The sequence below is a fragment of the Halovenus halobia genome (assembly GCF_051414135.1).
In the GTDB taxonomy this organism is placed as follows: Archaea; Halobacteriota; Halobacteria; order Halobacteriales; family Haloarculaceae; genus Halovenus; species Halovenus halobia.
Window position 1 is genome coordinate 284,042 of record NZ_JBLKOA010000002.1, and the last position, 23,987, is coordinate 308,028.

General features: G+C 62.3%; 26 protein-coding genes. 14 read left to right on the forward strand and 12 right to left on the reverse strand.

Annotated features, from left to right (window positions below; all coding sequences use genetic code 11):
• Positions 1–25 precede the first annotated feature (25 nt).
• Positions 26–2,503 carry a PAS domain S-box protein gene (locus ACMGFM_RS08370; protein WP_436902004.1) on the reverse strand — a complete coding sequence of 826 codons (2,478 nt, stop codon included), beginning with the start codon at positions 2,501–2,503 and terminating at the stop codon, positions 26–28.
• Between the two features lie 171 nt (positions 2,504–2,674).
• Here ACMGFM_RS08370 and ACMGFM_RS08375 point away from each other — a divergent pair, with 171 nt between their 5' ends.
• Positions 2,675–3,526 carry an aldo/keto reductase gene (locus ACMGFM_RS08375; protein WP_436902005.1) on the forward strand — a complete coding sequence of 284 codons (852 nt, stop codon included), beginning with the start codon at positions 2,675–2,677 and terminating at the stop codon, positions 3,524–3,526.
• Here ACMGFM_RS08375 and ACMGFM_RS08380 read toward each other — a convergent pair.
• Positions 3,523–3,912 (reverse strand): DUF4440 domain-containing protein, encoded by a 390-nt coding sequence (locus tag ACMGFM_RS08380; RefSeq protein ID WP_436902006.1) that lies wholly within the window; start codon positions 3,910–3,912, stop codon positions 3,523–3,525. The two genes, ACMGFM_RS08375 and ACMGFM_RS08380, sit on opposite strands and share 4 nt — an antisense overlap.
• 31 nt (positions 3,913–3,943) lie before the next feature.
• Positions 3,944–4,489 carry a CDP-2,3-bis-(O-geranylgeranyl)-sn-glycerol synthase gene (locus ACMGFM_RS08385; protein ID WP_436902007.1) on the reverse strand — a complete coding sequence of 182 codons (546 nt, stop codon included), beginning with the start codon at positions 4,487–4,489 and terminating at the stop codon, positions 3,944–3,946.
• Positions 4,490–4,580: 91 nt separating this feature from the next.
• On the opposite strand from ACMGFM_RS08385, the gene ACMGFM_RS08390 reads away from it, so the two are divergent.
• The 4 genes from ACMGFM_RS08390 (at position 4,581) to ACMGFM_RS08405 (ending at position 8,160) form a co-directional block, all read left to right on the forward strand.
• Complete coding sequence (locus ACMGFM_RS08390; RefSeq protein WP_436902009.1) at positions 4,581–5,306, forward strand: DUF502 domain-containing protein; 726 nt, start codon at positions 4,581–4,583, stop codon at positions 5,304–5,306.
• 130 nt (positions 5,307–5,436) lie between these two features.
• Positions 5,437–6,135 (forward strand): DUF120 domain-containing protein, encoded by a 699-nt coding sequence (locus ACMGFM_RS08395; RefSeq protein WP_436902010.1) that lies wholly within the window; start codon positions 5,437–5,439, stop codon positions 6,133–6,135.
• Positions 6,119–6,799: a 3,4-dihydroxy-2-butanone-4-phosphate synthase gene (ribB, locus tag ACMGFM_RS08400; protein ID WP_436902215.1), complete on the forward strand. Its 681-nt coding sequence runs from the start codon at positions 6,119–6,121 to the stop codon at positions 6,797–6,799. Before ACMGFM_RS08395 ends, ribB begins: the two co-directional genes overlap by 17 nt.
• A gap of 425 nt (positions 6,800–7,224) precedes the next feature.
• A complete protein-coding gene (locus ACMGFM_RS08405; protein ID WP_436902011.1) occupies positions 7,225–8,160 on the forward strand; it encodes a branched-chain amino acid transaminase in 936 nt (311 codons plus the stop codon).
• Here the strand turns inward: ACMGFM_RS08405 and ACMGFM_RS08410 are convergent, their stop codons facing one another.
• A complete protein-coding gene (locus ACMGFM_RS08410) occupies positions 8,161–8,916 on the reverse strand; it encodes an RNA methyltransferase (RefSeq protein ID WP_436902012.1) in 756 nt (251 codons plus the stop codon).
• A 90-nt stretch (positions 8,917–9,006) separates the two neighbouring features.
• Between ACMGFM_RS08410 and ACMGFM_RS08415 the strand changes: the two genes are divergently transcribed.
• Positions 9,007–10,185: a M24 family metallopeptidase gene (locus ACMGFM_RS08415; RefSeq protein WP_436902013.1), complete on the forward strand. Its 1,179-nt coding sequence runs from the start codon at positions 9,007–9,009 to the stop codon at positions 10,183–10,185.
• Between the two features lie 165 nt (positions 10,186–10,350).
• On the forward strand, positions 10,351–10,503 hold the full coding sequence (locus tag ACMGFM_RS08420) for a hypothetical protein (RefSeq protein WP_436902014.1): 153 nt from the start codon (positions 10,351–10,353) through the stop codon (positions 10,501–10,503).
• Positions 10,504–10,540: 37 nt separating this feature from the next.
• On the opposite strand, the gene ygfZ is transcribed toward ACMGFM_RS08420, so the two are convergent.
• The 3 genes from ygfZ to ACMGFM_RS08435 are packed head-to-tail and all read right to left on the reverse strand — an operon-like array spanning position 10,541 to position 14,027.
• Positions 10,541–11,632: a CAF17-like 4Fe-4S cluster assembly/insertion protein YgfZ gene (ygfZ, locus tag ACMGFM_RS08425; RefSeq protein WP_436902015.1), complete on the reverse strand. Its 1,092-nt coding sequence runs from the start codon at positions 11,630–11,632 to the stop codon at positions 10,541–10,543.
• Between the two features lie 50 nt (positions 11,633–11,682).
• Positions 11,683–12,999 (reverse strand): carboxypeptidase regulatory-like domain-containing protein, encoded by a 1,317-nt coding sequence (locus ACMGFM_RS08430; RefSeq protein WP_436902016.1) that lies wholly within the window; start codon positions 12,997–12,999, stop codon positions 11,683–11,685.
• A gap of 59 nt (positions 13,000–13,058) precedes the next feature.
• A complete protein-coding gene (locus tag ACMGFM_RS08435) occupies positions 13,059–14,027 on the reverse strand; it encodes a PfkB family carbohydrate kinase (protein ID WP_436902017.1) in 969 nt (322 codons plus the stop codon).
• 93 nt (positions 14,028–14,120) lie between these two features.
• Between ACMGFM_RS08435 and tmcA the strand changes: the two genes are divergently transcribed.
• Genes tmcA through ACMGFM_RS08450 form a run of 3 tightly spaced genes read left to right on the forward strand, consistent with a single transcriptional unit; the run spans position 14,121 to position 17,025 of the window.
• Positions 14,121–16,331 carry a tRNA(Met) cytidine acetyltransferase TmcA gene (gene tmcA, locus ACMGFM_RS08440; protein WP_436902018.1) on the forward strand — a complete coding sequence of 737 codons (2,211 nt, stop codon included), beginning with the start codon at positions 14,121–14,123 and terminating at the stop codon, positions 16,329–16,331.
• On the forward strand, positions 16,328–16,813 hold the full coding sequence (locus ACMGFM_RS08445; RefSeq protein WP_436902019.1) for a DUF456 family protein: 486 nt from the start codon (positions 16,328–16,330) through the stop codon (positions 16,811–16,813). The genes tmcA and ACMGFM_RS08445 overlap by 4 nt, the downstream gene beginning before the upstream one ends.
• A gap of 35 nt (positions 16,814–16,848) precedes the next feature.
• Entirely contained in the window at positions 16,849–17,025 is a 177-nt protein-coding gene (locus tag ACMGFM_RS08450) for a DUF8014 family protein (protein WP_436902020.1), read from the forward strand.
• Here the strand turns inward: ACMGFM_RS08450 and ACMGFM_RS08455 are convergent.
• The 3 genes from ACMGFM_RS08455 to ACMGFM_RS08465 all read right to left on the reverse strand — a co-directional run bounded on the left by ACMGFM_RS08455 (position 17,022) and on the right by ACMGFM_RS08465 (position 19,109).
• Positions 17,022–18,146: a DUF373 family protein gene (locus tag ACMGFM_RS08455; protein ID WP_436902021.1), complete on the reverse strand. Its 1,125-nt coding sequence runs from the start codon at positions 18,144–18,146 to the stop codon at positions 17,022–17,024. The two genes, ACMGFM_RS08450 and ACMGFM_RS08455, sit on opposite strands and share 4 nt — an antisense overlap.
• Before the next feature lie 33 nt (positions 18,147–18,179).
• Positions 18,180–18,605, reverse strand: coding sequence for a hypothetical protein (locus ACMGFM_RS08460; RefSeq protein WP_436902022.1), 426 nt, complete (start codon positions 18,603–18,605; stop codon positions 18,180–18,182).
• Positions 18,606–18,671: 66 nt separating this feature from the next.
• On the reverse strand, positions 18,672–19,109 hold the full coding sequence (locus ACMGFM_RS08465) for an acyl-CoA thioesterase (protein ID WP_436902023.1): 438 nt from the start codon (positions 19,107–19,109) through the stop codon (positions 18,672–18,674).
• 92 nt (positions 19,110–19,201) lie between these two features.
• Between ACMGFM_RS08465 and ACMGFM_RS08470 the strand changes: the two genes are divergently transcribed.
• Genes ACMGFM_RS08470 through ACMGFM_RS08480 form a run of 3 tightly spaced genes read left to right on the forward strand, consistent with a single transcriptional unit; the run spans position 19,202 to position 22,035 of the window.
• Positions 19,202–20,758 carry a TraB/GumN family protein gene (locus tag ACMGFM_RS08470; protein ID WP_436902024.1) on the forward strand — a complete coding sequence of 519 codons (1,557 nt, stop codon included), beginning with the start codon at positions 19,202–19,204 and terminating at the stop codon, positions 20,756–20,758.
• Positions 20,758–21,384 (forward strand): zinc metalloprotease, encoded by a 627-nt coding sequence (locus ACMGFM_RS08475; RefSeq protein ID WP_436902025.1) that lies wholly within the window; start codon positions 20,758–20,760, stop codon positions 21,382–21,384. The genes ACMGFM_RS08470 and ACMGFM_RS08475 overlap by 1 nt, the downstream gene beginning before the upstream one ends.
• Before the next feature lie 54 nt (positions 21,385–21,438).
• Positions 21,439–22,035, forward strand: coding sequence for a DJ-1/PfpI family protein (locus ACMGFM_RS08480; protein WP_436902027.1), 597 nt, complete (start codon positions 21,439–21,441; stop codon positions 22,033–22,035).
• Positions 22,036–22,041: 6 nt separating this feature from the next.
• On the opposite strand, the gene ACMGFM_RS08485 is transcribed toward ACMGFM_RS08480, so the two are convergent.
• Together ACMGFM_RS08485 and ACMGFM_RS08490 are read right to left on the reverse strand one after the other, a co-directional pair.
• On the reverse strand, positions 22,042–22,485 hold the full coding sequence (locus ACMGFM_RS08485; protein WP_436902028.1) for an acyl-CoA thioesterase: 444 nt from the start codon (positions 22,483–22,485) through the stop codon (positions 22,042–22,044).
• Positions 22,486–22,522: 37 nt separating this feature from the next.
• On the reverse strand, positions 22,523–22,900 hold the full coding sequence (locus ACMGFM_RS08490) for a hypothetical protein (protein WP_436902029.1): 378 nt from the start codon (positions 22,898–22,900) through the stop codon (positions 22,523–22,525).
• A gap of 86 nt (positions 22,901–22,986) precedes the next feature.
• On the opposite strand from ACMGFM_RS08490, the gene purM reads away from it, so the two are divergent.
• Positions 22,987–23,973, forward strand: a complete 987-nt coding sequence (gene purM, locus ACMGFM_RS08495; RefSeq protein WP_436902030.1) for a phosphoribosylformylglycinamidine cyclo-ligase — start codon at positions 22,987–22,989, stop codon at positions 23,971–23,973.
• Positions 23,974–23,987: the final 14 nt, after the last annotated feature.

Sequence of the window (23,987 nt, forward strand, 5' to 3'; positions counted from 1 at the left end):
ACTCCCGGTGGCTCACCGAACCCACTCAGGAGGGACGCCGTGGGAGCGTCAGCGTAATCGTCGTCCCACGAGGGTCGCCGTCAGCGATATCGATATCGCCACCGGAGCGCTGGACGACCCAGTAGACGAGCCACAGACCGAGTCCGCTCCCGTGGTATAATTCGTCGCTGTCCCGACCGGTCAGGAGGACATCCTGGTCCATCGGCGGAATGCCGGGGCCGTCGTCGGTGAGCCGTATCTCGACAGTCTCGGGCTGTGTGCTGACGTGGACATCGATGGTTGGCCGGTCGCCATCGTGGTGGACGACAGCGTTCGTGAGGAGTTCAGCAATCGCCTCGCCGAGAGACTGTGTTGCAATTGCCGTCGCGGAGTGGTCACCGCTGAACGCAACGTCGGCGTGTGGGTAGGTGGTGCGCAGCGAGTCAACCCGACGCCGGATTTCTGCGCCAACGTCTCGCTGGCGAACTTCCGGCGGGTCAGCGAGGATATCAGTGATCGAACGGGACTTTTCGCTCGTCGTTAGCAGTCCGTCAGCGGTGTCGAGAATCTCCGTGACCAGTTCCGACCGCTCGGCCTCCGGCGCGGCCCCCAGTTCCTGTGTCCGAAGTCGAATTGCCGTCAGGTCGTTGCGGAGATTGTGTCGCAGCACCCGGTCGACGACCCGGAGCTGTTTCGCGCGGTTCGTCCGGTCAGTTACGTCACGTAACACTGCGACGACGCCGCTAATCGTCCCATCATCAGACAGCGGATAATATCGAACGTCGAGTGTTCGCTCTCCGCGAGTCGGGTGGACACGGGTTGTTCGGTACTTGACAGTGTTTCCGTCGAGCGCACGGGCGACCCTGTTCTGGAGCTGTTCGTACCCCTCCCGGTCGGCAAACAGCGACTGCAGCGTTAGATCTGTGACAGCGTTGGGGTCGAGGCCGTGATACCGGCAGTACTTGGGGTTCGCAAAGCGAAACTGGCCCTGCTCGTCAGTTGCGGCAATCAGGTCAGTTGACCCAGTAACTGCCTGTTCGTACTGTTTGAGTTCTTCCTTCCGCTGTTTGCGCTCGGTGACATCCCGCCAGATGGCAAGTGTCCCAACGAAGTCCCCGTCGGCGTCGTAGTAGGGATACCACCGAATGTTGTAGGTTGCGTCAGTACCGGTACGGGTGGTGATCCGGCGCTCGATTTCGAACGGCTCACTGGTCTGACGGACCGTGTCGCGGTACTGGGCAAACATCGACGGCGCGTCTCCGGTGAGAAACGCCGACTCGTCACTGCCGACCAGGTCCTCGCGCGGACAGCCAGCAAGACCTGCAAGTGCGTCGTTGACGACAGCAAAGTTCCCATCGCGGTCGTACAGCGCAATCGGGTCGTCGAGGTGCTGGACCATCTTGCGGTAGCGTTCGAGGTCGCGTTTCGCCTCCGTTCGCTCCGTGATATCCGTCTGCATCGCGACGAACTGTTCGACATCGCCGTCGTCGTTGGTCACCGGAGCGATGGTCTGGTTTGCGTGGTAGAGGTCACCATTGCGACGCTCGTTGATTATCTCTTCTTCCCAGTATTCACCGGCGCTAATATCCGTCCACAGCCGTTGATAGTACTCGTCTGACATCTCGCCGGACTGGAGAATCTTCGGCGTGTTGCCGATAGCCTCGGCGCTGTCGTAGCCAGTAATTCGCTCGAAGGCAGGATTGACGTAGGTGATTGTCCCGTCGGTGTCCGTAATATAGATCGCGTGGCCAGCAGATTCCACTGCTTTCCGAAATCGCTGGAGTTCGTACTCTGAGTGTTTGCGTTCGCTGACGTTGCGAGCGACGAAGACAATCGACGGCTCACCCGCCCACTCGATTTCGGTGAGTGTGAACTCAACGGGGATTCGAACGCCGCCGTCGCGTTCGAGGGTACACTCCCGTCTGGCGACCGGTTCACGCCCGGCAGCAACCGCCTCCAGCGCCGACGTGATGGTGTCATCGACAGCCGAGATGACGCTTTCGACGGGCCGTGCAGTAACTGGTTCATCCGGACCGACGCCGAACAGTTCTCGTCCGGCCGCATTGAGATAGGCAAGGTCGCCGTCCTGTATCACCGCAACTGTGTCACGGGTCGCATTGAGCAGCGTTCGAGCCCGGTTGTGTGGCTCGAACAGTTGCTCGCGCCGCCGTGCGGAGCGGATCGCGTCGGTCGCGAGGTCAGCGAGGCGACCCCACCGTTGCTCCGCCCCATCGGCAACCAGATACTCGGTCACGTTCGCAGAAATTGCACGGCTTGCGAGTTCTTCGCTCCCGTGTTCAGTACACAGGATGAAGGGCAGATGCGGGCGCTGGGCGCGGACAGCTTCGAGAAACGCAATCCCATCAGTCTCGGGGAGATGCTGGTCGCTGATGATGCAGTCAACGCCGTCCGCAGAGCGGACCATCGACATCGCTTCGGCAACCGAATCGACTGTTGTTACGGTCGTGTTGGTCGTAGCGGCGAGTTGGTCGGTGCGGTCGTCAACCGCCGCGCCGGCCGACACGAAAAGAATACTCGCCTGGTCGGCATAGTTCTGGGGAGACACAACTGTGTTTTGACTGTGGGACTTATAATGGACTAGCGCGGGTATGTGGGGATTATAAGTGAGCGACCGAACGGGTGCGGACGGTGCCTTGCGGCAAGGATTTTTGCCCGTTGCGCTCGCCGTAGGTGCATGGTCTCAAACGAGAGCGATACGTTCGACCTGAACGGCGAACTGACAATCCACCGGATGGGCTATGGCGCGATGCGAGTCACCGGCGAGGATATCATCGGTCCACCTGAGGACGAGGACGCTGCACGGCAACTCCTCCAGCAAGCGGTTGACCTTGGCGTCGATTTCATCGACACCGCAGATTCCTACGGCCCCGGCGTCAGCGAACGCCTCATCGGCGAAGCGTTGCCAGTCGACGAGATCGTCGTTGCGACGAAGGCGGGGCTGTTACGCGAACGTGGCGGCGAGTGGCTTCCCCACGGTGAGCCTGACTACATCCGCAATCAGGTGCTCGTCAGCCGTGACCGACTGGGCGTCGACTCGATCGACCTCTACCAGTTCCACCGCCCGGACCCGGATACGCCATTCGAGGACAGCATCGAAGCCTTCGCCGAGTGCAAGGACGCAGGGCTGGTCGACCACATCGGCCTCTCGAATGTTACCGTCGAGCAACTGGAAACTGCTCGCGACCACATCGACGTTGCGACGGTCCAGAACCAGTACAACATCGGTAACCGCGACGACGAGGACGTGTTGCAGGCCTGCGAGGAGTACGATATCGGCTTCATGCCGTGGTTCCCACTGGCGGCAGGTGACCTCGGCGGACTCGAAGATGACCTCGAAGCCGTCGCGGCGAACCACGACGCGACCCGGTACCAGATTGCGCTAGCATGGCTGCTGGAGCACTCGCCGGTCACCCTGCCGATTCCCGGCACCTCGAGCCCCGAGCATCTCGAGGAGAACGTCGCCGCCGCGGCCATCGAGTTGACCGACGAGGAATACGCTCGGCTGACCGAGGCGAGCGCGCCCTAGAGCCAGGTTTCCTGGAGATATCGCCACTCGGCGGCGACCCGTTCGCTCGGCACAAAGTACGCCGTACTCAGCCGTCCAGTCTGTTCATCGGGCGTCGTCTGCCACTCCTCGTAGCTGACCAGCGCGCGGTCCTCGCGGACCTCGATTGCGTCGACGTTGCGAATCTCGATGTCGAACTCGCTGGGCCCGTAACTGTCTTTCTGAGAACGAATCCCGTCAAGAACCGTCTCGCGGTCGCTGCGCTCGCCGCTGGGGTGAACGAGTCGAAAGTCAGGGCCGAGTGCTTGTTCGACGCGCTCGATATCCTCGCGCAGTCCGGTGTACAACTCGACGAAGCAGTCGTGAAGCTCACGAATTTCACGCTCACAGTCGGCTGTCGAGAGCACAGGTTATCTTCGCGCGGCGGTCAAATATGCGTTACCACGGTTCGTCTTTGACGCCGATGACGTAGGCAATACCGTTCGTGAGTACGTGCAACAGCGGCGTCAGGACGAGAATGACGACCAGCACCGGGAGGGTGAACGAATCGAGAAACCAGTCGGGCGCAGCGAGAAAGGCCAGCAAAAGCGCAACCACGACGAAATCGAGTTGGTCGACGCCGGGGAAGGGCGCGCCGCGCTCGCGGCCGGTCCGGCGTTTCAGAAAGGAGGCACTGATATCGCCGAGCATCGCGCCCAGTGGGAGGGCAACGAGCACGAGCGTCGGAAACGTTGGGAGTGCTGCCCCGAGCAGGTTGCCAGCAGTCGTATTGAGTTGGTTCAGGACCAAAGCGACGAGTGCGCCGGCAGCAGTCCCGACAGCGGTGCCGCGGTAGGTTTTGCCATCGCCCAGCAGTCGGCGGTCACCGAGGGTCCGGCCGCCGTCGATTGGCCGGCCGCCGCCGGCCAGCACCGCCGCGTTATTCGGGATGTAGGCGGGCAACATGAGCCACACCGCTGTCGCCACGACAACAAGGAGATTCATACCCGAGTGCAGACAGGGGCCGCGTTTAGTTGTCACGTTTGACAGCAAGAAAAGCAAGAACTCATTATCCAGCCGTGCTGATAGTTTCCTAATGGCTTCGTGGAAGCGTGATTTTGCGAGCGGACTCATCATTCTGGTCCCCATACTGGTCACAGTTGTCGTGCTCGCCTGGATTTACAACCGACTCACGCAGGTGCCCATTCCTGTCGAGAGTGAACCGACGCGAGCGCTGCTATCGATCGTAATTTTCGTCCTGCTCGTCTTCTCTGTTGGCTATCTGATGCGGACTGCAGTTGGTTCTGTCCTCGAACGGGCGCTCGACGACATGATTAACCAGTTGCCGGGGCTGCGGGTCATCTACAACGCCTCGAAGATGGCCGTCGAAACCGCACTCTCAGGGACGAGTGACCTGCAGGCCCCGGTACGACTCGAAGTGTGGGATGGCCTCCGGATGACCGCGTTCAAGACCGGAAAACAAACCGCAGATGGACGGCATATTCTCTTTTTGCCGACGGCTCCGAACATCACCTCGGGGTTCGTCATCGAAGTCGAGGAGGACAGATACGAGGAGATCGACGATTCAGTCGAACAAGCGCTGACGCGGATTCTGAGTGCTGGCTTCGGCGAGGAGGACGAGAACCGCGGTGACCGCTCTGTGCGGGAAATTCTCGATGTCGGTGGCGAGTCTCCGACCGCCGCCAGCGCCGAGGAAGCAACCGTCGACGAGGCCGCCGACACCGCAAGCGCCGAATCGACAGCCGACGCGGCTGCTGGAGCGGAACCAGACCCCGACTCGGACCCCAACTCCGGTGCGTGACGGCCGCCCAAACCAACGGCGTTAACTTAGTCTATTCCCTGGATAGACGTGTACGACCCACATTCGTTCCATTTTTGATATGGGTAACAGATGCGTTATTCTTAAGGGTCGAGACGCCTGACTGTGAACTATGGCAGAGACACAGCAGGCGCTCGGGAGCGACGAGGTGACGACGCTGAAGGAGCTGGCACTGCTCGGTGCGCTCGACGGCGAGGAGAAGCTCTCCTGTTCGCTGCTCGCGGACCGGCTCGAAGCGTCGAACCAGACCGCTTCGCGGCGACTGCAGGAACTGGACGAGGGTGGCTACGTCACTCGTGAAATCGTCGGCGACGGCCAGTGGATCGAGATTACGGCTGCCGGCGAACAGCGGCTACAGGCCGAGTACGCCAGTTATCAGCAGATCTTCGAGGGCGCACAGGCTGTCGACCTCCACGGCTCGGTCACCAGCGGCATGGGGGAAGGTCGCCACTACATCAGCCTCTCGGGATATATGGAGCAGTTCCGCGAGAAACTCGGCTACGAGCCATTCGCCGGAACGCTAAATGTCGACCTGACGACCGAGAGCATTCGCTCGCGCGCTCGTCTCGACGCGTTCGACCCCGTAACGATCGAGGGCTGGGAGTCCGACGAGCGGACCTACGGCCCGGCATACTGTTACCCAGCGACGCTGACTGTCGGTGACACCGAGTACGAGCAAGCACACGTCATCTCGCCGGAGCGGACCCACCACGGCGACGACAACCTCGAAATCATCGCGCCGGACGAACTCAGAACCGAACTCGCCCTCGAAGATGGAACGGAGGTGACGGTCTCTGTCGCACAGCAGTGACGCGACGGCAGTCGCAAGCGGACTCGACGCCGTTATCGAGGTGTTCCAGCGCGGCGAACCCGTCTGTATCCACGACGCGGCCGACCGCGAAGGTGAGACGGACCTGATCTATCCGGCCAGCGCGGTCACGCCCGAAGCGGTGGCGCGACTGCGCAACGACGCCGGCGGATTGATCTGTGTCGCGCTCAGCGACGCCGTCTCGAAGGCGTTCAACCTGCCGTTCCTCCAGTCTGAGATTGACCATCCCTCCGCAGCGAGACATGACCTCGCGTACGACGACCGCTCGTCGTTCTCGCTGCCGGTCAACCATCGAGATACTCGAACGGGAATCACCGACGAGGACCGCTCGCTGACGATTCGTGAACTCGCACGCGCGGCCGAGTCGCCCGACAAGGTGGACTTTGCCAGCGAGTTCCGCTCGCCCGGTCACGTCCATATCCTTCGGGGCGCACCGGGCCTGCTCGCGGACCGGCAGGGTCATACCGAACTCGGTCTCGCGCTTGCCGAACTCGCCGGCGTCGAACCCGCAGTTGTGGTCTGTGAGATGCTCGATGACCACACAAATGAGGCGATGACACCCGCCGACGCTGCGGCCTACGCCGACTCACACGGAATCCCCTACATCGAGGGGTCTGTGCTGGTCGAACGGGCGAACTCGCTCTGAGTGATTGGTTGTTTTGTAATCCGAGTTATTAACGGGCTGAACGTCACTTCTGGATTCGAGACATCGAAAGCCCTCGGTCGCTCGCGCGCTCACGGGTCACTCTGCTCCCCGTTCGCTCAGTTGGAGACCTCGCTCTGCTCGGCCTCCCGGGTCACGCTGACCGGGATACCCTCGCTTCGCTCGGGTAGTGCCCGCTCAGCGACCGCCAGACGACCTCGCCCTTTCATCCACCAGGAAGTAGCCCATGACACAGCCGATGCATAGCGGATGGAAGGCAAGGCCGGTCCCGGGTCTGGAACCGGTCAAGAGCTTTCGGTGTCCCCCTATTCGATATTCAGTTCCAGAGATTGTCAGCGGTTGAACAGTATCATCCTCATCCTCGCGAATCGTGAAGCTACTTAACGATGGGGCCAATCTATGCGATTATGAGCTTCGACGAGATGGATGTCGACACCATCTGGATGGACGGTGAGTTCGTGCCGTGGGACGAGGCGGACGTTCACGTCCTCTCGCACGGTCTGCACTACGGGACCGGCGTCTTCGAGGGCGTGCGCTGTTACGACACCGACAAGGGCCCGGCGATTTTCCGCTGGGAGGAACACCTCGACCGCCTGTACGAGTCCGCCAAACCGTACGAACTGGATATTCCATACACGCGCGAAGAACTGACCGAGGCGACGATGGAACTGATTCAGCGCCAGGAACTCCAGTCGTGTTATATCCGCCCGATTGCCTTCTACGGCTACGAGATGCTGGGACTGAACCCCTCGGAGTGCCCCGAACAGGTCGCTATCGCTGCGTGGCCGTGGGGCGCGTACCTCGGCGAGGAAGCACTCGAAGAGGGTATCGACGTGGCTGTTTCCTCGTGGCGGAAACACTCCTCGAGCCAGATTCCGACCAACTCCAAGACGACCGGTGCCTACGTCAACAGCGTGCTCGCCAGCCTAGAGGCCAAGCGCAACGACTACGTGGAGGCAATCGTCCTCAACAAGGAGGGCAACGTCGCAGAAGGCCCCGGCGAGAACATCTTCCTCGTCCGCGACGGCGAAATCTACACGACTGGCCTCGCCGAGAGTATCCTCGACGGAATCACCCGACGCTCGGCGATTCAGATTGCTGAAGACCTGGGCTACACCGTCCACGACGAGGCGACAATCTCTCGGGGCGAACTGTACACCGCCGACGAACTGTTTTTCACCGGCACAGCAGCAGAAGTGACGCCGATTACGTCCGTCGACGACACGGTGATTGGCTCCGGCACCAAAGGGCCGGTGACCGACGCCCTCCAGACGAAGTTCTTCGAGATTGTCGAAGAACAGCCTACAGAGTACGAGGACTGGTTCACCCCGGTCGAGATGTAATTACTCCTCAGGGTCTGCGTTCTCGAGTCGCTGCGTCCCGTCCCGAAAGAGTCCCTGCAAGGTCTGTGCCTCCCGCGGCGTCAGTTGCGCCCGGCCGAGCACACGCCGGAACATCCGCGCCGATTTCGCTCGTTTCTCTTCGGGGTGGCCGATTGCGTCGAGATACTCGCCAAAGTAGTTGTGCACGCGCTCGACCGAGGGTTTGTCGGCGAGTTGGTGGACAGTCTCGGGGAGCTGTGTGTCCTCGACAGTGAGCGCGCGGAGTTCGTAGAAGATGATTGTCGCGGCCTGTGCGAGGTTGAGTACCGGATAGGAGTCGTCAGCAGGAATTGAACAAACCATATCCAGCGCGGCGAGTTCCTCGTTCGACAGGCCGACTCGCTCGCGGCCGAAGACGATTGCGACATCACCGTCGACGCCAGCGAGGTGGTCCGAGAGGTCAGCGGCCGGAATTGCTGGATAGCGGACGTGGTTTTGCGGGTCTTCGTTGGTCGTTGCTGTGCAGGCAACGGTATGATACTGCTCGGCGAGTTCGTCGAAGGTGAGTTCAGTCGCGTCGGGGAGAATATCGTTCCGGGCCTGACCGGCGAAGCCATACGCCTCGCCGTCGGGGTCGAGGTCAGGCGGGTCAACCAGCAACAACTCCGAGAGCCCGAAGTTTTTCATCGACCGGGCAATCGAGCCAACGTTGCCCGGTGTTTCCGCGTCCACAACGGCGACGGCGATGTCGGGACCGGACGTCGAGTCCTCAGCCATACCGACAGTTCGGCCGGTGACCCAATAAACAGCCGGAAACGTCGGCGCTGCATCGGGGAGATTGAAGTGTCCGCCAGCCGTTGCTGGCGTATGAACCCGGACTTGACGGAGTTAGACGAGTATCTCGACGAGGCAGGCGTCGATGGCTACCTCATCGACGCCGACTCGGAGGACGCAGACCAGTACTATCTCTCAGGTTTCGACGCCCCCGACCCCTTCATCACGCTGTACGACGGCGAGGTTCACCTGCTCTTTACACGGAGTCTCGAGTACGGCCGTGCGAAGAAGGAGGCCCGTGCAGCGACCATCGAGCGTGGTTCGGACTACGGCTACGCCGAGAAGGCCCAGGAGTACGGCCCGACGGAAGCCAGAAGTCGTGTCCTCGCAGCGTTTTGCGAAGAATACGGCGTCGAGTCGGTCGCGACACCGCCGCGCTTTCCCCTCCAGACCGCAGACGGCCTGCGCGAGCACGGACTGACGGTAACTGCCGACGAATCAGGTGCCGTCACGGAGGTCCGCGCCACGAAGACCGAAGAAGAAATCGAACACATCCGCGAGGCACAGCGGGCCAACGAAACCGCGATGGCCCGCGCCGAGGAGTTGATCAGTTCGGCCGAGACCAACGCAGACGGCGAACTTGTGCTGGACGGCGAGGTGCTGACCAGCGAGCGTGTCACCGAAGAAATCGAGATAACGCTGTTGCGCCAGGGCTGTGCGCTGGACGAGACGATTGTCGCCTGCGGCGCAGACGCCGCCGACCCACACGACCGGGGAAGCGGGCCACTGCTCGCCGACGAGCCAATTATTATCGACATTTTTCCGCGGAACAAGGCGAGTCGGTATCACGCCGACATGACCCGAACCTTCTGTCACGGCGAGGCGAGCGAGCGACTCGAAGAGTGGTTCGAGTTGACCGACCGCGCACGCGAAGCCGCAATCGAGGCCGTCGAACCGGGTATCGAAGCTGACGAGGTCCACGCTGCGGCCTGCGATGTCTACGAAGACGCCGACCTGCCGACGCTGCGCACCGACCCGACGACAGAAACAGGATTTATCCACAGTACTGGCCACGGGGTCGGACTGGACGTTCACGAACTTCCGAGCGTCGCCAACAGCGGCGAGATACTCGAACCCGGCCACATCATCACCATCGAACCCGGGCTCTACGACCCAGAGATTGGCGGCGTGCGCATCGAAGACCTGCTCGTCGTGACCGAGGACGGCTACGAGAACCTCACGGAGTACGACATCGAACTCACGGTCGGCTGAGTTCCCCCGATTCTCAGCTTGCGGCCTCCATCATGAACATTTATTAAGGACCGGAATAGAGGTAGATGTACAATGACAGCGCTCGGGGTATCTGTACGTTGCCTTCTTCACCAGTAGACGATTGTCTCGCCCGCTGATTATTCGCTGACCACACAACCCAAACCCATGAGCACCAAACGAACCCCGACCGCAGCACAGACCCCAACTGAACGAACACGCCTGACAACGCGCACCGCACCACGAACCTTCGACCCGTTCAACACGAACGAGACGCCACAGATGTTCAACGACAAGTGGCAAGATATCGAACAGCACTGAGTTTTTCGAGTCGGTACCTGCTTGCTACCACGCGTAGTCAGTAGCTTGGCAATCGCGCAGACGTATCCGAGCCCTCGATGAGGGGGAGTCGCTGCCCCGCTGCGGACACGTCCTCACCGTCGACGCGAACAGCAAGGTCTGCGTCTGCGACCGCTGTCGCCACGCCACGGTCAAGCAGTGCAAGCGCGGCGGGCGTCTCTAGCATTGGACTCTCGCAAGCGCGAGTGACCGTTCCAGCAGTCTCGTCGCCGGCAAAGACCGTCGCGCCAGCCTCGGGGACAGTCTCGGTCGTCAGCCCGACAAGTTGTTTGGTTGCCTGACCGCGGTTCTCGACGCGGGAGACAACTTCTTGCCCGACGAAGCAGCCTTTCTCGAAGTCGACAGCGTTGCGAAGGCCGAGATTATTCGGCACCTCGTCTTCGAGTTCGGTCTCGAACAGCGGGGTACCGGCTTCGAGCGTGAGCGAGTCCCAGGCCTGATAGCCGAACGGAACGGCGTTCAGCCCGCGGTTTTCCAGCGTATCGAAGACATCGCGGGCGTCCTCAGCCCGGCAGATGACCTCGTAGCCTTCCTCGCCGGTGAGCCCGTCTGTCCGGACGACCGTCACGCCAGCGCGGTCCATCGACCCGCGGACGAAAGTAAGTTGCTCGTCCGGCGTCTGGACGCTGCAGACGCTGGCGATTTTCTCGGTTGCCTTCGCGCCGTGGACGCCGAAGATGGCGAAGTCGTCGGTTGCATACTCGATATCGACATCCTGGATGAAGGTTTTCTCCTGCCACTCCTCGGCAATTCCGTCGCCCTTGCCCGGCGGCAGCACCACCAGCAGGCGCTCGCCAGCGTTGTAGACGTACATCTCGGTTCGGATTCGGCCCTGTGGATTCAGAAGGAGAGCATAGACACCGGCACCTTCCTCGGCTGGAACGCGATTCGAGACGGCATTGTCGACGTAATCGACGCGGTCATCGCCGGTGACGGTCAGCACGTCGACAGCGTGTTCGATGACACCGACGACGTTACGAACCGCGCGGTGTGTGCGCTCTGGACGGCCATAGTCGGCAACAACGCGGCGACCACCACGCTGCTCGAAGGTCGCCTGGTGGTCTTCATGGACAGACGAGAGGAGAGTCATACGTCACAACTGGACGGCCGGAGAGTTAAGCGTCCCGAAGGAGAGAACAGTTACTCCGCCCGGCGAGCGAGCAGCGCCAGCGTCAACAGCGCCCCAACTGCGGCGAGAAGACCGAATCCAGGGCCGATTGCGTCAGCGCTACCAGAGCCGTCGTCCGCCGCGGAGTCGTCAGCACCGTCTGCTGGCTCGCCATCGTCGGAATCGTCAGTGCCGTCGTCAGGGGAGGCATTCGGGTCAACACCTTCCAGCGTCTCCGAGGCAGACAGCCCCTCCGCCGTTGCCTCGATGGTGTTGCTGCCAGCCTCTGTGATGTTGAAGATAATCTGACCCTGTGCGTCGGTCCGGCCGACAGTTTCGCCGTTCAGCGACACGCGGGCGTTTCCGACAGGCTCATCGTACGAGTTCGTTACGGTGACCTGTGTCGGCTGGCCGACGACAATCGCGTTCTGGAGTTGGTTGATGCTAATCGAAGGGTCACGCTGGGTCTGGAGTTCGATTGCAGTCGGTTCCTGGTCGAGTCGAAGCGTCGTCGTCGTCTCCTGATAGCCGTCCAGCAGAATGGTCAAGTCGTAGTTGTCGTTGACCGGCAGGCGAGCCTGTGTCTCACCGTCGTCGTCGGTCGGGATTGGCGAGCCGACACCTTCGATGTCGACGGTCGCGCCTTCGAGCGGTTGGGGCTCCTCGAAGTGGTCGTCGACAACAGTGAAGTCGACGTTGACGCTGTTGCTCTCAATTTCGATGGTACTGGTCGTGGCGGAACTGTCCAGTTCGACTGTCTGTTGGGTCCTATTGTACCCTGCCCGGAGCACTTCCACCGTGTAGTTCCGCTGCTCGATGCCAGAGATGACAGCCGTGCCCGTCTCGTCGGTAAAGACGGTGTCGACGGTCCGGGGGTCGTCGTCGTGGGATAGCCGGAGGCGAGTCTCTTCGACTGGCTCGTCGTCCATGTCAACAACAGTGAAATCAATTTGCCCGCGGACAGCCATCTGAATCGTAATCGGTTCGCTCAGTGAGGCAGGCCGGACACGGCGTGGCTGGTGGTTGCGGACGTATTCGCCGTCAGTGTCGTTAACGGTAAGCTCGACGCGCTGGTTTGCCGGGACATCCAGCAAGACGCGGCCTTGAGATGTGGAGGTATCCAAGACCGTACCATTCTCACCCCACGTCGCGACCACCTCGATATCACGGAGCGGGTCGCCGTTGCGGTCCTCGACGATGACCTCTACTTCGATGAGTTGCTGTTCTTGTGTTGCGGCCGTCGTTTCCGCTGGTGCCTGTTCGGAGGCAATTTCCTCGGCGGCGACACCGCCGACGAGGAGGACTGTGACGAGCGCGAGCGCAGAAACCAATACACTCGTTTTGAACATATGTAAGCTATCGGAGAGGGCTCATATATGCCTACCGGCTGGTTTCAGACCGCCGCCCCTTACTTGGATTTGTCGACGACATCCTCAGCAACAGCGTCAAGTTCAGCCTCAGCCAGTGTCAGGAACGGGCCAGGTAGCGTTCGAGTGAGTGTCGCCGCGGCGACAGCGTAGGTGAGCGAGCGGGCGGTATCGGAGCCGTCGATTAACTGTTCGAGGAACGCACCGGCAAACGCGCCGTTCTCGCCGGTCGGGTCGACTGTCTCCGTCTCGATTGCCTCACGTTCGTGGATGATGTTCGTGCCGGGCGAATCCCGCAGTGCAACTGCACCGCGGTTCGAGCGACGGACCACGATGATCTCGAGGTCGTATTCGTCGGCGATGGTGTTTGCAAGTTCTCGCGGGCCGCCGCTGCGGTCCAGCGCCTCGCGGGCGTCAGCCTCGTCGGCGAACAGTACGTCGATTTCGCCGGCGAGTTCTTCGAGGACGCCACTGTAGGTGTCTGGCGGTGCCAGCCCACGGCTGTAATCGAGGTCGACAGCCGTCATCGCGCCGCCGCCGCTGGCAGCCCGGAGCAACGCACCGGTCGTCTCGGCAGCCTGTTTCGAGAGGACTGCCGTCCCAAGCCCCGCAAAAATGATTTCTGTGTCTTGCACGCGGTCCATTGGAAAGTCAGCAGGCGTCGCTGTGGCAGCAGCCGTGTTGCCCCGGTCGTGATAGTACTTACTCTCGCGGGGGGTGACGCCGTCCTCCCGGAACGTCAGCCCCTGTCGATGGTCCGGTTGGTCACTCCAGGCCACTGCCGTGTCGACGCCCTGCTCTTCGAGTTGCGATTTGACCCGTCGCCCGAGTGGTGAGTCCGGCAGCTTCGAGAGCCAGAGCGTCTTGGCACCGATTTCGCCGGCTGCGGCAGCCACGTTACTCGCTGTCCCATCGGCCTGAATCGAGGCTTGCCGCGCCCGTTCGAGCCGTTCGTTCCCCGACGGCGACAGTCGCAGCGGCGTCTCCCCAAACGTAATCAACTCTGTCATACCCAGCAAATACACACCGAGGGTCTTAATTTAATTGGCAGAAACGAGCCGAACGACCAACACGCTCAATGGTGACCCCGACACAGCACCAGTATGACCGTCGCCGCCCGCCTCCGTGAGCAGGCCCGCCAGAGCAACCAGCGGCGACTCCTCGGTATCACCGGCGACCCTGAACAGTGTCGGGAGCGAGCACAGACGGCACTCGCTGAGACGGACATTGGCCCGGGTGAGACGACCTACGTCGGGCCGAGCGAGGCGTTCCACTGTGAATCGCTCGGCCGGCACGAGACCGACCAACTACTCGGGACCTCGCGGCAAGCCGTCGTACTGGACTGTCACGAGCGGTGCGAGCCAAACACGCTCGGGCGGTTGGTCGGCACCGTGTCCGGCGGTGGCCTCTTCATCTTGCTTACGCCGCCGCTGTCGGCGTGGCCCGACCGCCGAGACGCGTTCGACGAGTCGCTGGCGGTTCCGCCGTACGGTACAGCAGATGTGGGCACGAACTTTCGACAGCGGCTTGTCGAAACGCTGCGCGCACATCGTGGAATCGTCGTTATTGACGCCGAAGACGGCACAGTCGAAATCGACAGCGGATTCGACTTCACGCCGGCCCAGTGTTTCCCCAGACCAGCGGTGCCCGACGGCGCGCAGTTTCCGGACGCTGCCTACGAGGCCTGCCTGACGGCCGACCAAGCGAACACCGTTCAGGCGCTCGAACGCCTCCACGACACGGAGCAGGCTGTCGTTGTGGAATCGAACCGGGGGCGAGGAAAATCGAGCGCTGCCGGGTTGGCGGCTGGTTCGCTCGCACGCACGGGCAAGGATGTACTCGTTACTGCACCAACCGCCAACAGCGCCGCCGCACTGTTCGACCGCGCCAGAGAGCTATTGACCCACCGTGCAGAATCAGTCGAGAGTGAGCCGGATGGAGAGAAGCCACAGCTCAGAACCGAGACCGGAACCGTGCGCTACGAGTCACCGGTCAACGCCGCCGAGTTGCCGGACAATCCGGATGTTGTCGTGGTTGACGAAGCAGCAGGCCTCCCAGTCCGACTGCTCGAAGCAACGCTCGACGCGTCAGCGGTCGCGTACAGTACGACCGTCCACGGCTACGAGGGCGCTGGCCGAGGGTTCTCGATTCGATTCCGTGACCGCCTCGCTGAGAGTCGCCACGAGGTGACCGAGCAGAAATTGACGGAACCCATCAGGTACGCACCGGCTGACCCAATCGAGGTATGGGCCTTCCGAGCGCTGGCGCTGGACGCGAGCGCGGCCGCCGACCAGCTTGTTGCGGACGCAACCCCAACGTCAGTGGCGTATCGGACAGTATCGGGCGAGGAGTTACGCGAGGATGACCAACTACTCCGGGAGGTGTTTGGGCTGCTTGTCGACGCACACTACCGAACGACCCCGAACGACCTGGCGCGACTACTGGACGCGCCGAACGTGAGCGTCCACTGCCTGTTCGCGGACGGCCACGTCGCGGCCGTGGCGCTGCTGGCGCGCGAAGGCGGATTCGACGCCGACCTGTGCCAGCGAATCCACGAGGGCGAGCGCGTTCGCGGAAATCTCATCCCCGACGTGCTAACGAGTCAACTCCGGGACCGCAGGGCAGGCGAGGCGACCGGGTGGCGCGTGATGCGCATCGCGACCCACGAGGCTGTTCGGTCCGAGGGACTCGGGTCGGCACTGCTTGACCAGATTCGAGTCCGTGCAGCCGAACAAGACCTCGATTATCTCGGCGTCTCGTATGGGCTGACGCCCGAACTTGCCGACTTCTGGGCGGCGAACGGGTTCGCAACGGTGCATCTCTCGACGACGCGCAACGCTCGCAGTGGCGAGCACTCCGCAGTGATGCTCGACCCGCTGTCGTCGGCCGGCGAAGAACTGTTCGACCACCACACCGCCTGGTTCTGTCAGCGCACCCCGGCAGCGGTTCGCGAGTCGCTGACCGACGCCGAGCCCGCGGTTGTCGAGGCTGCTTGCCGGACGGCCGCCGGCACGCCCGAACTGCGTCTCAGCGAGACCGAGTGGGACCACGCAGCTGGGATGGCCGACGGCTCAGCAATCTTCGAGACTGCACCGCGAGGACCGCAAGGGCTCGCGTTCAGACACCTCGTCGACCCCGCGGAGGCGGTGTGTTCGCCGACGGAGCAAGAATTGCTCGTCCGGAAAGGCGTGCAGGGACAGCCGTGGTCGCAGGTTGCCGACGCTGTCGACCTGCCGTCGGCGGCGGCCTGTAAGCGACGACTGGGGGCAGTCATCGGTCAACTGGCCGACCTGTACCGGGAGGGAGAGCAATGACCGGCCTTCTGTTCGTGGTGCTGGCCGTTGTCCTGCTCGTCGCGGGCGTAATCGGCAGCGTGATTCCAAACGTTCCCGGCGTTTTGCTCTCAGTAAGTGGCGTCTTCGTCTACTGGTGGGCCAGCGGCTACGCCGAACCGTCGACGGCAGTGGTAGTCGTCGTCACTCTCCTCGCCGCGCTCGTCGTCGTCGCTGGGCTCTTTCAGGACGTTATCGCCGCACGGCTGGGGGGTGCCTCGGGCTGGTCAGCGGCCGCCGCCGGCGTCGTCGGGTTCGCCTGCTTCTTTGTCCTTGGCCCGCTGGGCGCAATTATCGGCTCGGCAGTGACAGTATTCGCACTCGAGTACCGCCGCCAGCGCGACGCGACAGCAAGCGCAAAAGCTGCGACCGCAGTTGTGCTCGCCACGGTTGGCTCGGCAATCGTCGAACTGCTCGTGACGCTCACGATACTCGTGGTGATGGTCGTTGTTATCGTGCTGTGAGTGAGCCTTATACGTGATGGCTCTCAACGTCCAGCATGGAGTGTACCGAGACAGACTGTGAGGCCGAGGCGGCCGTCGAGTTACACATGCCGTGGGGAGAGACTCGGCCAGTCTGTGCGGCACACGCTCGCGTGTTGAGTCGAGAGGACGGCGTCGTTGCTCAGCCGCTGTCTTCGGCCGACGAGACGCTGCCAGACGGCGCAACTGACTAAGCGCCTTTGCCAATCTGGTTCTCGTAGTCAGCACTGGAGAGATAGGCAGCGACGCGAACGCCAATCAGGCTGACGACGATACTGGCGAGAATGAACACTGCGAGATGGGTGCCCGGCGCGAGCGTGACGGCGTCGATACCATTCGACCCAATCTCGATTTCGGGAATAATCGCGGGCTCGAACACGTCGGCAAGTCGGAGGAAATACGCCGAGAACCCACGGACTGTGAGGCCTACCGCCACCGCGACGAACGGGAGGTTGATGTAGGCCGTCCCGAGTTCGTCGTTGCGAATGAACTCGTCGAGCAAGCGGCCAGCGCTGGCAATGAGTGCCGCGCCGGTCACCCACGGAATCGCGTCGTGGACGAACTGAGTCGCGAGGATCAACTCGCCGGTCTCGCTCCCCAGCGATGTCGTGCCAAGTGCGCCGACAAAGGCGCCAGCCAATGCCAGTCCAGCCGCGACGACGTAGGTAACCAGCGACACCTGTCCCGAGTACAGCGAGTCGCGGATTCGCTCGGAGAGCGTCGCGAGGAAGGCGTCGATTCGCAGCCCCTTGTACAGGAGAAAGACACCGAGAACGGCCGCAATAGATCCCAGCGACAGCGTTGGACTCTGGAAGACGGCAAGCAGCGCCGGGAAGACGAGCAACGCGATGCCGACCGGAACAAGTACCGTCTTCCGGAGTTGTTCGTCCCCAAGGAACTGCTTGAGGAGGTAGTAGGTAGACTCGATGTCCCGAGCCTGTCGGACGACGACGCGGTCAACGGCGTCGACGGGGACACGGCTCTCGACCAGCGGGACGAGACGCTCGTCCTCGGCGCTGTCGACGACGACAACCGCCGAGTCGGGGTCGTATTCGGCGACGAGTTGGTCAATCTGGCCAGCAATCTCGCGGTCACCCGTGACGCTATCACTGGCTGTCGTGACGACAGCCACCGTCGTGTCGTCCAGATCACGGGCGACTCGGAGGCCTTCGAGCAGGCAGTTGACGCGGCTGTCTTCTGGGTCTTCGACCCCTGCGGAGGTGACTAACCGCTCGACAGCCTCACGGCCGACATACGGCGGCTCAGCGTCCGAGAGGGCAGGACCGCGGTAGAGACAGACGACCAGCGTACTCACAGTTCTATGCAAACAGTCACGATATAAAAACCCTCAAGAGTGTTCGTCTGTCTGCGAAGAGGGTCGAGCGACGCCGCGGTACGCCGAGCACAGCCCAAACACACCAATACAACACAACGTAGGGAAACCGATGGAGAACACAACCGCCTCCAGACTGGGCCGGGTCGGAGTCGGCGGTATCGGAACCGAGAGGACCAGACCGACGAGTACGCCGGTTACGATGGCGCCTGATAGCGATTCTGTCGGGTCGAGGTTCGGCTGCCACCGTTGGACAACCTCGAACAGGAAGTCTGAAGCCCAGACGGTCCCCCCGGCGAGGAGTCCGAGCGGAACGGCCGTGACCATCGCCCTTGCCGGGTCGAGGCGAGCGACCCAGAACAGCGCAGGGTAGGAGACTGCGACGCCCAGCACCAAGGCAGTGGTGGAGATGTTCAGTCGCGGGGTTTCGGGTCGGCTCACAGGTGCCGAAATGACAGCCAGACAAAAATACGACAGGGTGTCGGCAACGTTTAAGCGAACCGAGAGTCAGCGTTCGGCGTTACGTGCTTCGTCGAGCAGACGCTGTCCGGCGTCGCTTTCGACCTGAAGCTCTGGCACTGAAACGGGGTCGCCCTCGTCGTCGACGGCGACGCTGACCATCTTCGCGTCGGAGGTGAGCGTCCGGTCGCCGGCCTCGTGGTTCTCGTGGAAACAGCGCACGCGCTGAGTAACGCTCGTCTCCCCCACCTCGTAGACGTAGGCGTCGACCAGTGCGATACCGCCCTGCGGGATGGGGTTATGGAACCGACCGCTGTCGAAGCCAGCGGTGACGACATCACCGCCACAGAAGTGCATTGCACTCATCGTACCGGCTCGTTCCATCCATTTCAGGACGTTACTGCCGTGGGCGGTTTCGATTGGGCTGGCGTCCTCCGGAAGGACGAGGTGGCGCGCTTCGACCTTGGATTCCTCTACTGTGGGCATACAGGTGCGTTCGAGGGAGACAGTGATGGATGTGTCGGCTCTCCGTGGACACCTCGAAACCCTTGTAAGCCGGGGCCGGATAATGCAGGACAATGAGTGACGAGGGTGTGCTCGACCCTGATGCGAACGCCCACGGCGACGGGGCCAGCGGGGGCTCAGTTACCGTCGTCGGGACGGCACACGTCTCTGAGGACAGCGTCCGCGAAGTCGAGGAGACAATCGAGCGCGAGCGACCAGATGTCGTCGCGGTCGAACTCGACAGGACGCGCTACGAGCGACTCAAAGGCGGGGAACCCGACAACATCGACGGCAAAGACCTCATCTCCGGCAAGACGATGTACCAGTTTCTCGCCTACTGGTTGCTCTCGTACGTCCAGGCTCGCTTGGGCGACGAGTTCGACGTCGAACCCGGTGCCGACATGATGGCTGCTGTCGAGGCCGCAGAAAGCTACGGCAGTGCCGTTGCGCTGGTCGACCGAGATATTCAGGTGACCGTCCAGCGCCTGTGGTCCGGAATGGGGATACGTGAGAAGTTGACCATCGTCGCCGCCCTCCTCGTCGAGACGCTGGGGCCGTGGACCGCTGGCTGGTCGATTGGCTTCTCGTTCGGACTGATTGGTGGTCTCGTCGCGAGCGCGCTTGGCGGGCCATACATCGTCCCTGCTGGAATCAGCGAGAGCGTCGGCATCCCAATCATCGGCAGCCTGCTCGGCTCGCTGGGTGGGACCCTCGACACGTTACTCGTCGTCCTCGGTATCTCGCTGTTGATTGGCCTGCCGATTGGCGCGCTGCTGGCACGAGCAACAGGGACAATCGAAGCCGAGGAGCTAGATATGTCCGAGTTGACCGACGCCGACGTGGTGACGGCGATGATCGAGGAGTTCCGCCGGTTCTCACCAGGCGGCGCACAGGCGCTGATCGATGAGCGAGACGCATACATCGCTCACCGGCTTGTCTCGCTCCGTGACCAGGGCTATCACGTCGTTGCGGTTGTCGGTGCGGGCCACCGGGAGGGCATCGAGAACTATCTCGCAAATCCGGAAACACTGCCAGACCCCGATACGCTGGTTGGCGAGCAGTCGAGCAGTCGGTGGCGCACTGTGCTCTACAAGGCCATTGGATACAGCTTCACGCTTGGCTTCCTGCTCTTTTTCATTCTGCTCGCGATGGCGGGCGTGCAGGGTGACCTGCTGATCAACATCTTCATCGCGTGGTTCCTCGTCAACGGCCTCATCGCGGCCGGGCTGGCAAAGTTGGCTGGTGCCCACTGGACCAGTGCGAGCGTCGGCGGCGCGGTGGCGTGGCTGACGAGTGTCAATCCGCTGCTCGCGCCGGGCTGGTTCGCCGGGTACGTCGAGTTACGGTACACGAAGGTCAATCCAGCGGATATTGGCCGACTCAACGACCTGCTCTCTGACCCGTCGCTGTCGCTGTGGGAACTGCTCGGGCAGATGCGCGACGTGCCAACCTTCCGGCTGATTCTCGTCGTCTCGATGACGAACATCGGGAGTTTCATCGCGACAATCCTGTTCGCGACGGTGCTGTTGCCACAGTTCGCGGCCGATATCGGCGGGATTGCCGGACTGGGTGAACAGATGCTCGCGGGTGCACAAAACAGCGCAGAGCTCATCTGGAGGCTGCTGACCTAATGTTTAGAGTGGGGGATATCACGTTCTACCGAGAGGAACTGCGTGACCTGGCTATCGCCTGGGTTGCCCTTGGCGTTGCCTTTGCCCTCTTTCTAGAGCCGGTGACGATTCAGCGAATGCTCAACGGCGCGGGCGCGTTCGGCGAGACGTTCCTGTTGAGCATGCTCACCGTCGGCGTCGGCTTTCTGCTGCACGAACTCGCACACAAGGTCGCCGCTGTCCAGTTCGGACAGGTCGCGGCGTTCCGGGCGGATTACGGGATGCTCGGACTGGCCGTGGCGGGCGGACTCGCCGGCTTCTTTTTCGCGGCACCGGGAGCAGTATATCATCGTGGCCAGATCACGGTCAGGCAAAACGGCATTATTGCTGTTGCCGGGCCGGTGACGAATCTCGTGCTCGCAGTGGTGTTTTTCGTGCCGTTCCTCTTTATCGGCGGCTTCGTCGGTGCCGTCGCCCAGATGGGCGTCCTCGTCAACCTCTTTCTGGCGGCGTTCAATATGGTGCCGTTCGGACCGCTCGACGGCAACACGGTCAAAGAGTGGGACTTGACAGTATTCGCGGCCGTGCTTGGCGTCTCCGCCACAGCACTCGTCGGCTACCTGCTCGTGTTTGGATTCGGTCTGTAACTGACAGCAATACTTATTTTCTGCTGTGCGGTATGATGCAAGTGGTGGTACCACATGGCACAGAACATTCTGATGATCGTCGGGGACTTCAGCGAAGACTACGAGGTCATGGTGCCGTTTCAGGCATTAGAGATGGTCGGCCACACCGTCGACGCTATCTGTCCCGACAAATCCGAGGGGGAATCGGTCAAGACTGCAATCCACGACTTCCGGGGGGACCAGACGTATCTGGAAGAGCGTGGGCACAACTTCGAGTTGACGGCCACGATGGCCGATATCGAGCCGAGTGAGTACGACGCACTCTGTGTTCCGGGCGGGCGGGCACCGGAGTATCTCCGCACCTACGATGAGGTGCTGGAGACAGTCCGGCACTTCTTCGAGGCAGAGAAACCGGTCGCCGCGCTGTGTCACGGACCACAGATTCTCGCGGCCGCCGACGTGCTGGAGGGCTACGAGATGACTGCCTATCCGGCGGTACAGGCGGAAGTCGAGGCTGCGGGCTGTTCGTGGGTCGACGGCGTGACCCGCGACCGAAATCTCGTCACCGGGCAAGCCTGGCCGGACCACCCCGAGTGGCTGGCCGAGTTCATCGATATGCTCGGCGACGAAGTGAGCCACGGCGAACCAGCGGTGGCGGCCGGCGACGACTGAGCACGATTATATCTCGTCGTCACGCTCGCGTGCCGATTTGCGAAGCTCCCGGCACCGGTCCGACTCGACGGTGAGGTCAGGCACCTGCGTCGGGTTGTTCTGTTCGTCGACGGCAACGAAGACGAAATAGGAATCAGTCGTCTGCTCGCGCTCGCCGGTGCGCGGAGATTCACGATAGGCCCGCAATCGAACCTTGACGCTCGTCTTGCCGGCGGCGTAGGCGTACGAGTCGACGATACAGGTGTCACCCTGCGGGACTGGGCGCTCGAAGTCGAGTTGGTTGATTCGGGCGGTCACGCAGGTCTCGCCAGCGTGGCGCATCGCGCTCATTGCGCCGACTTCATCCATCCACTTGACGATATTACCCCCGTGAGCGGCCGAGTAGTTGTTCGTGTGGGTCGGCTGGACGCGCTGGCGGTTCTCGATGTAGGTGTCTGAAACGGATGGCATACCTCGATATCAGGCGGGACGGGTAAAAGAGCGAGTGTTACGTGACCTCGTTGCCGACGACGCTCTGGTAGCCGTCGCGGACCTCCGAAAGGACAATCACGGACACTGTGGGACCAACGAGTAGCCAGACGACCCACGACGCGGGCGGCGAGAGCGGACCGCCGGCAGCAGCCCCAAAAAAGAGGACGACGAGCAAGACGAATCCGCGGCGGTAGGAGAGGGGGACAGTGTCGTCGACTCGCGCGAGGTACAACTGTGGGACGACGAAGCCGAAGGCAGTGAACAGGACGAAGGCGGCGACAGTGTGCCAGCTAGGTGCCAGCCTGACCACTGCGTCGACAGCGCGGAGGACCAGCGCGGCACAGAGGACGCCAGCGAGCGTCAAGACACCGGCGCGTGTTTCTGCGGAGACCATATATTCACACGTTGTCACGAGCGCTACTAAATCGTGACGGTCACTGTAACGACGGGCTTTTGCCCATTCGCGGCGCTCGCGGAGATATGAGCGAAGACGAAGACGAGGGACTCACCTACTCCGAGGCTGGCGTCGACCTGGAGGCCAGCGAGGCCGCGACTGCCGCACTCGTCGGCGCGGCCGGCGAGTTCGAGGGCGATTATGCAGGACTGGTCGACCTGGGCGAGCAGTATCTCGCCCTGGCAACCGACGGCGTCGGGACGAAACTACTCGTTGCCGAGGCCATCGGCGACTACTCCACAATCGGCATCGATTGCCTTGCGATGAACGTCAACGACCTCGTCGCACAGGGAGTCGAACCCGTCGCGTTTGTCGACTATCTGGCCGTCGAAGAGCCCGACGACGAGATGGCCGAGGCCATCGGCGAGGGACTGCGCCGCGGTGCCGAAGAAGCCGGCGTAGCACTGGTCGGCGGCGAGACGGCGGTGCTTCCCGACGTCATCAAGGGCTTCGACATCGCCGGTGCCTGCGCCGGACTGGCTCCGAAAGAAGCCGTCTTCGACGGCGAGGCCGAGGTTGGCGACGCGCTGGTCGGCTGGCCCTCTAGCGGGATTCACTCGAACGGCCTGACGCTGGCCCGAGAAGCCGTCACGCGCGAGAACGAGTACACCGACCCGTTCCCGCCGAATCCCGACCGCTCCATCGGCGAGGAACTGCTCGAACCGACGCGGCTGTACACGCACCTGCTCGGTCCACTCCGGGAAGCGGGCGTCAGCGGCGCGGCCCACATCACCGGCGGCGGGTGGACGAATCTCACCCGACTGGGCGAGCACCGCTACGAGATTACCGACCCCTTCGACGCCCAGCCGGTCTTCGAGTTCGTCCAGCGCGAGGGCAACGTCGACGACGAGGAGATGCACCGCACGTTCAACATGGGGACCGGGTTCGTCGCGGCACTGCCCGAATCCGACGCCGAGACGCTCGCAGACGAGACTGATGGACGCGTTATTGGTCGGGTGACTGAATCCGACGACAACGGGAGCGTCGGGGTTCGCGGACTGACACTTTCCTGAGCGGGCGCCGGGAC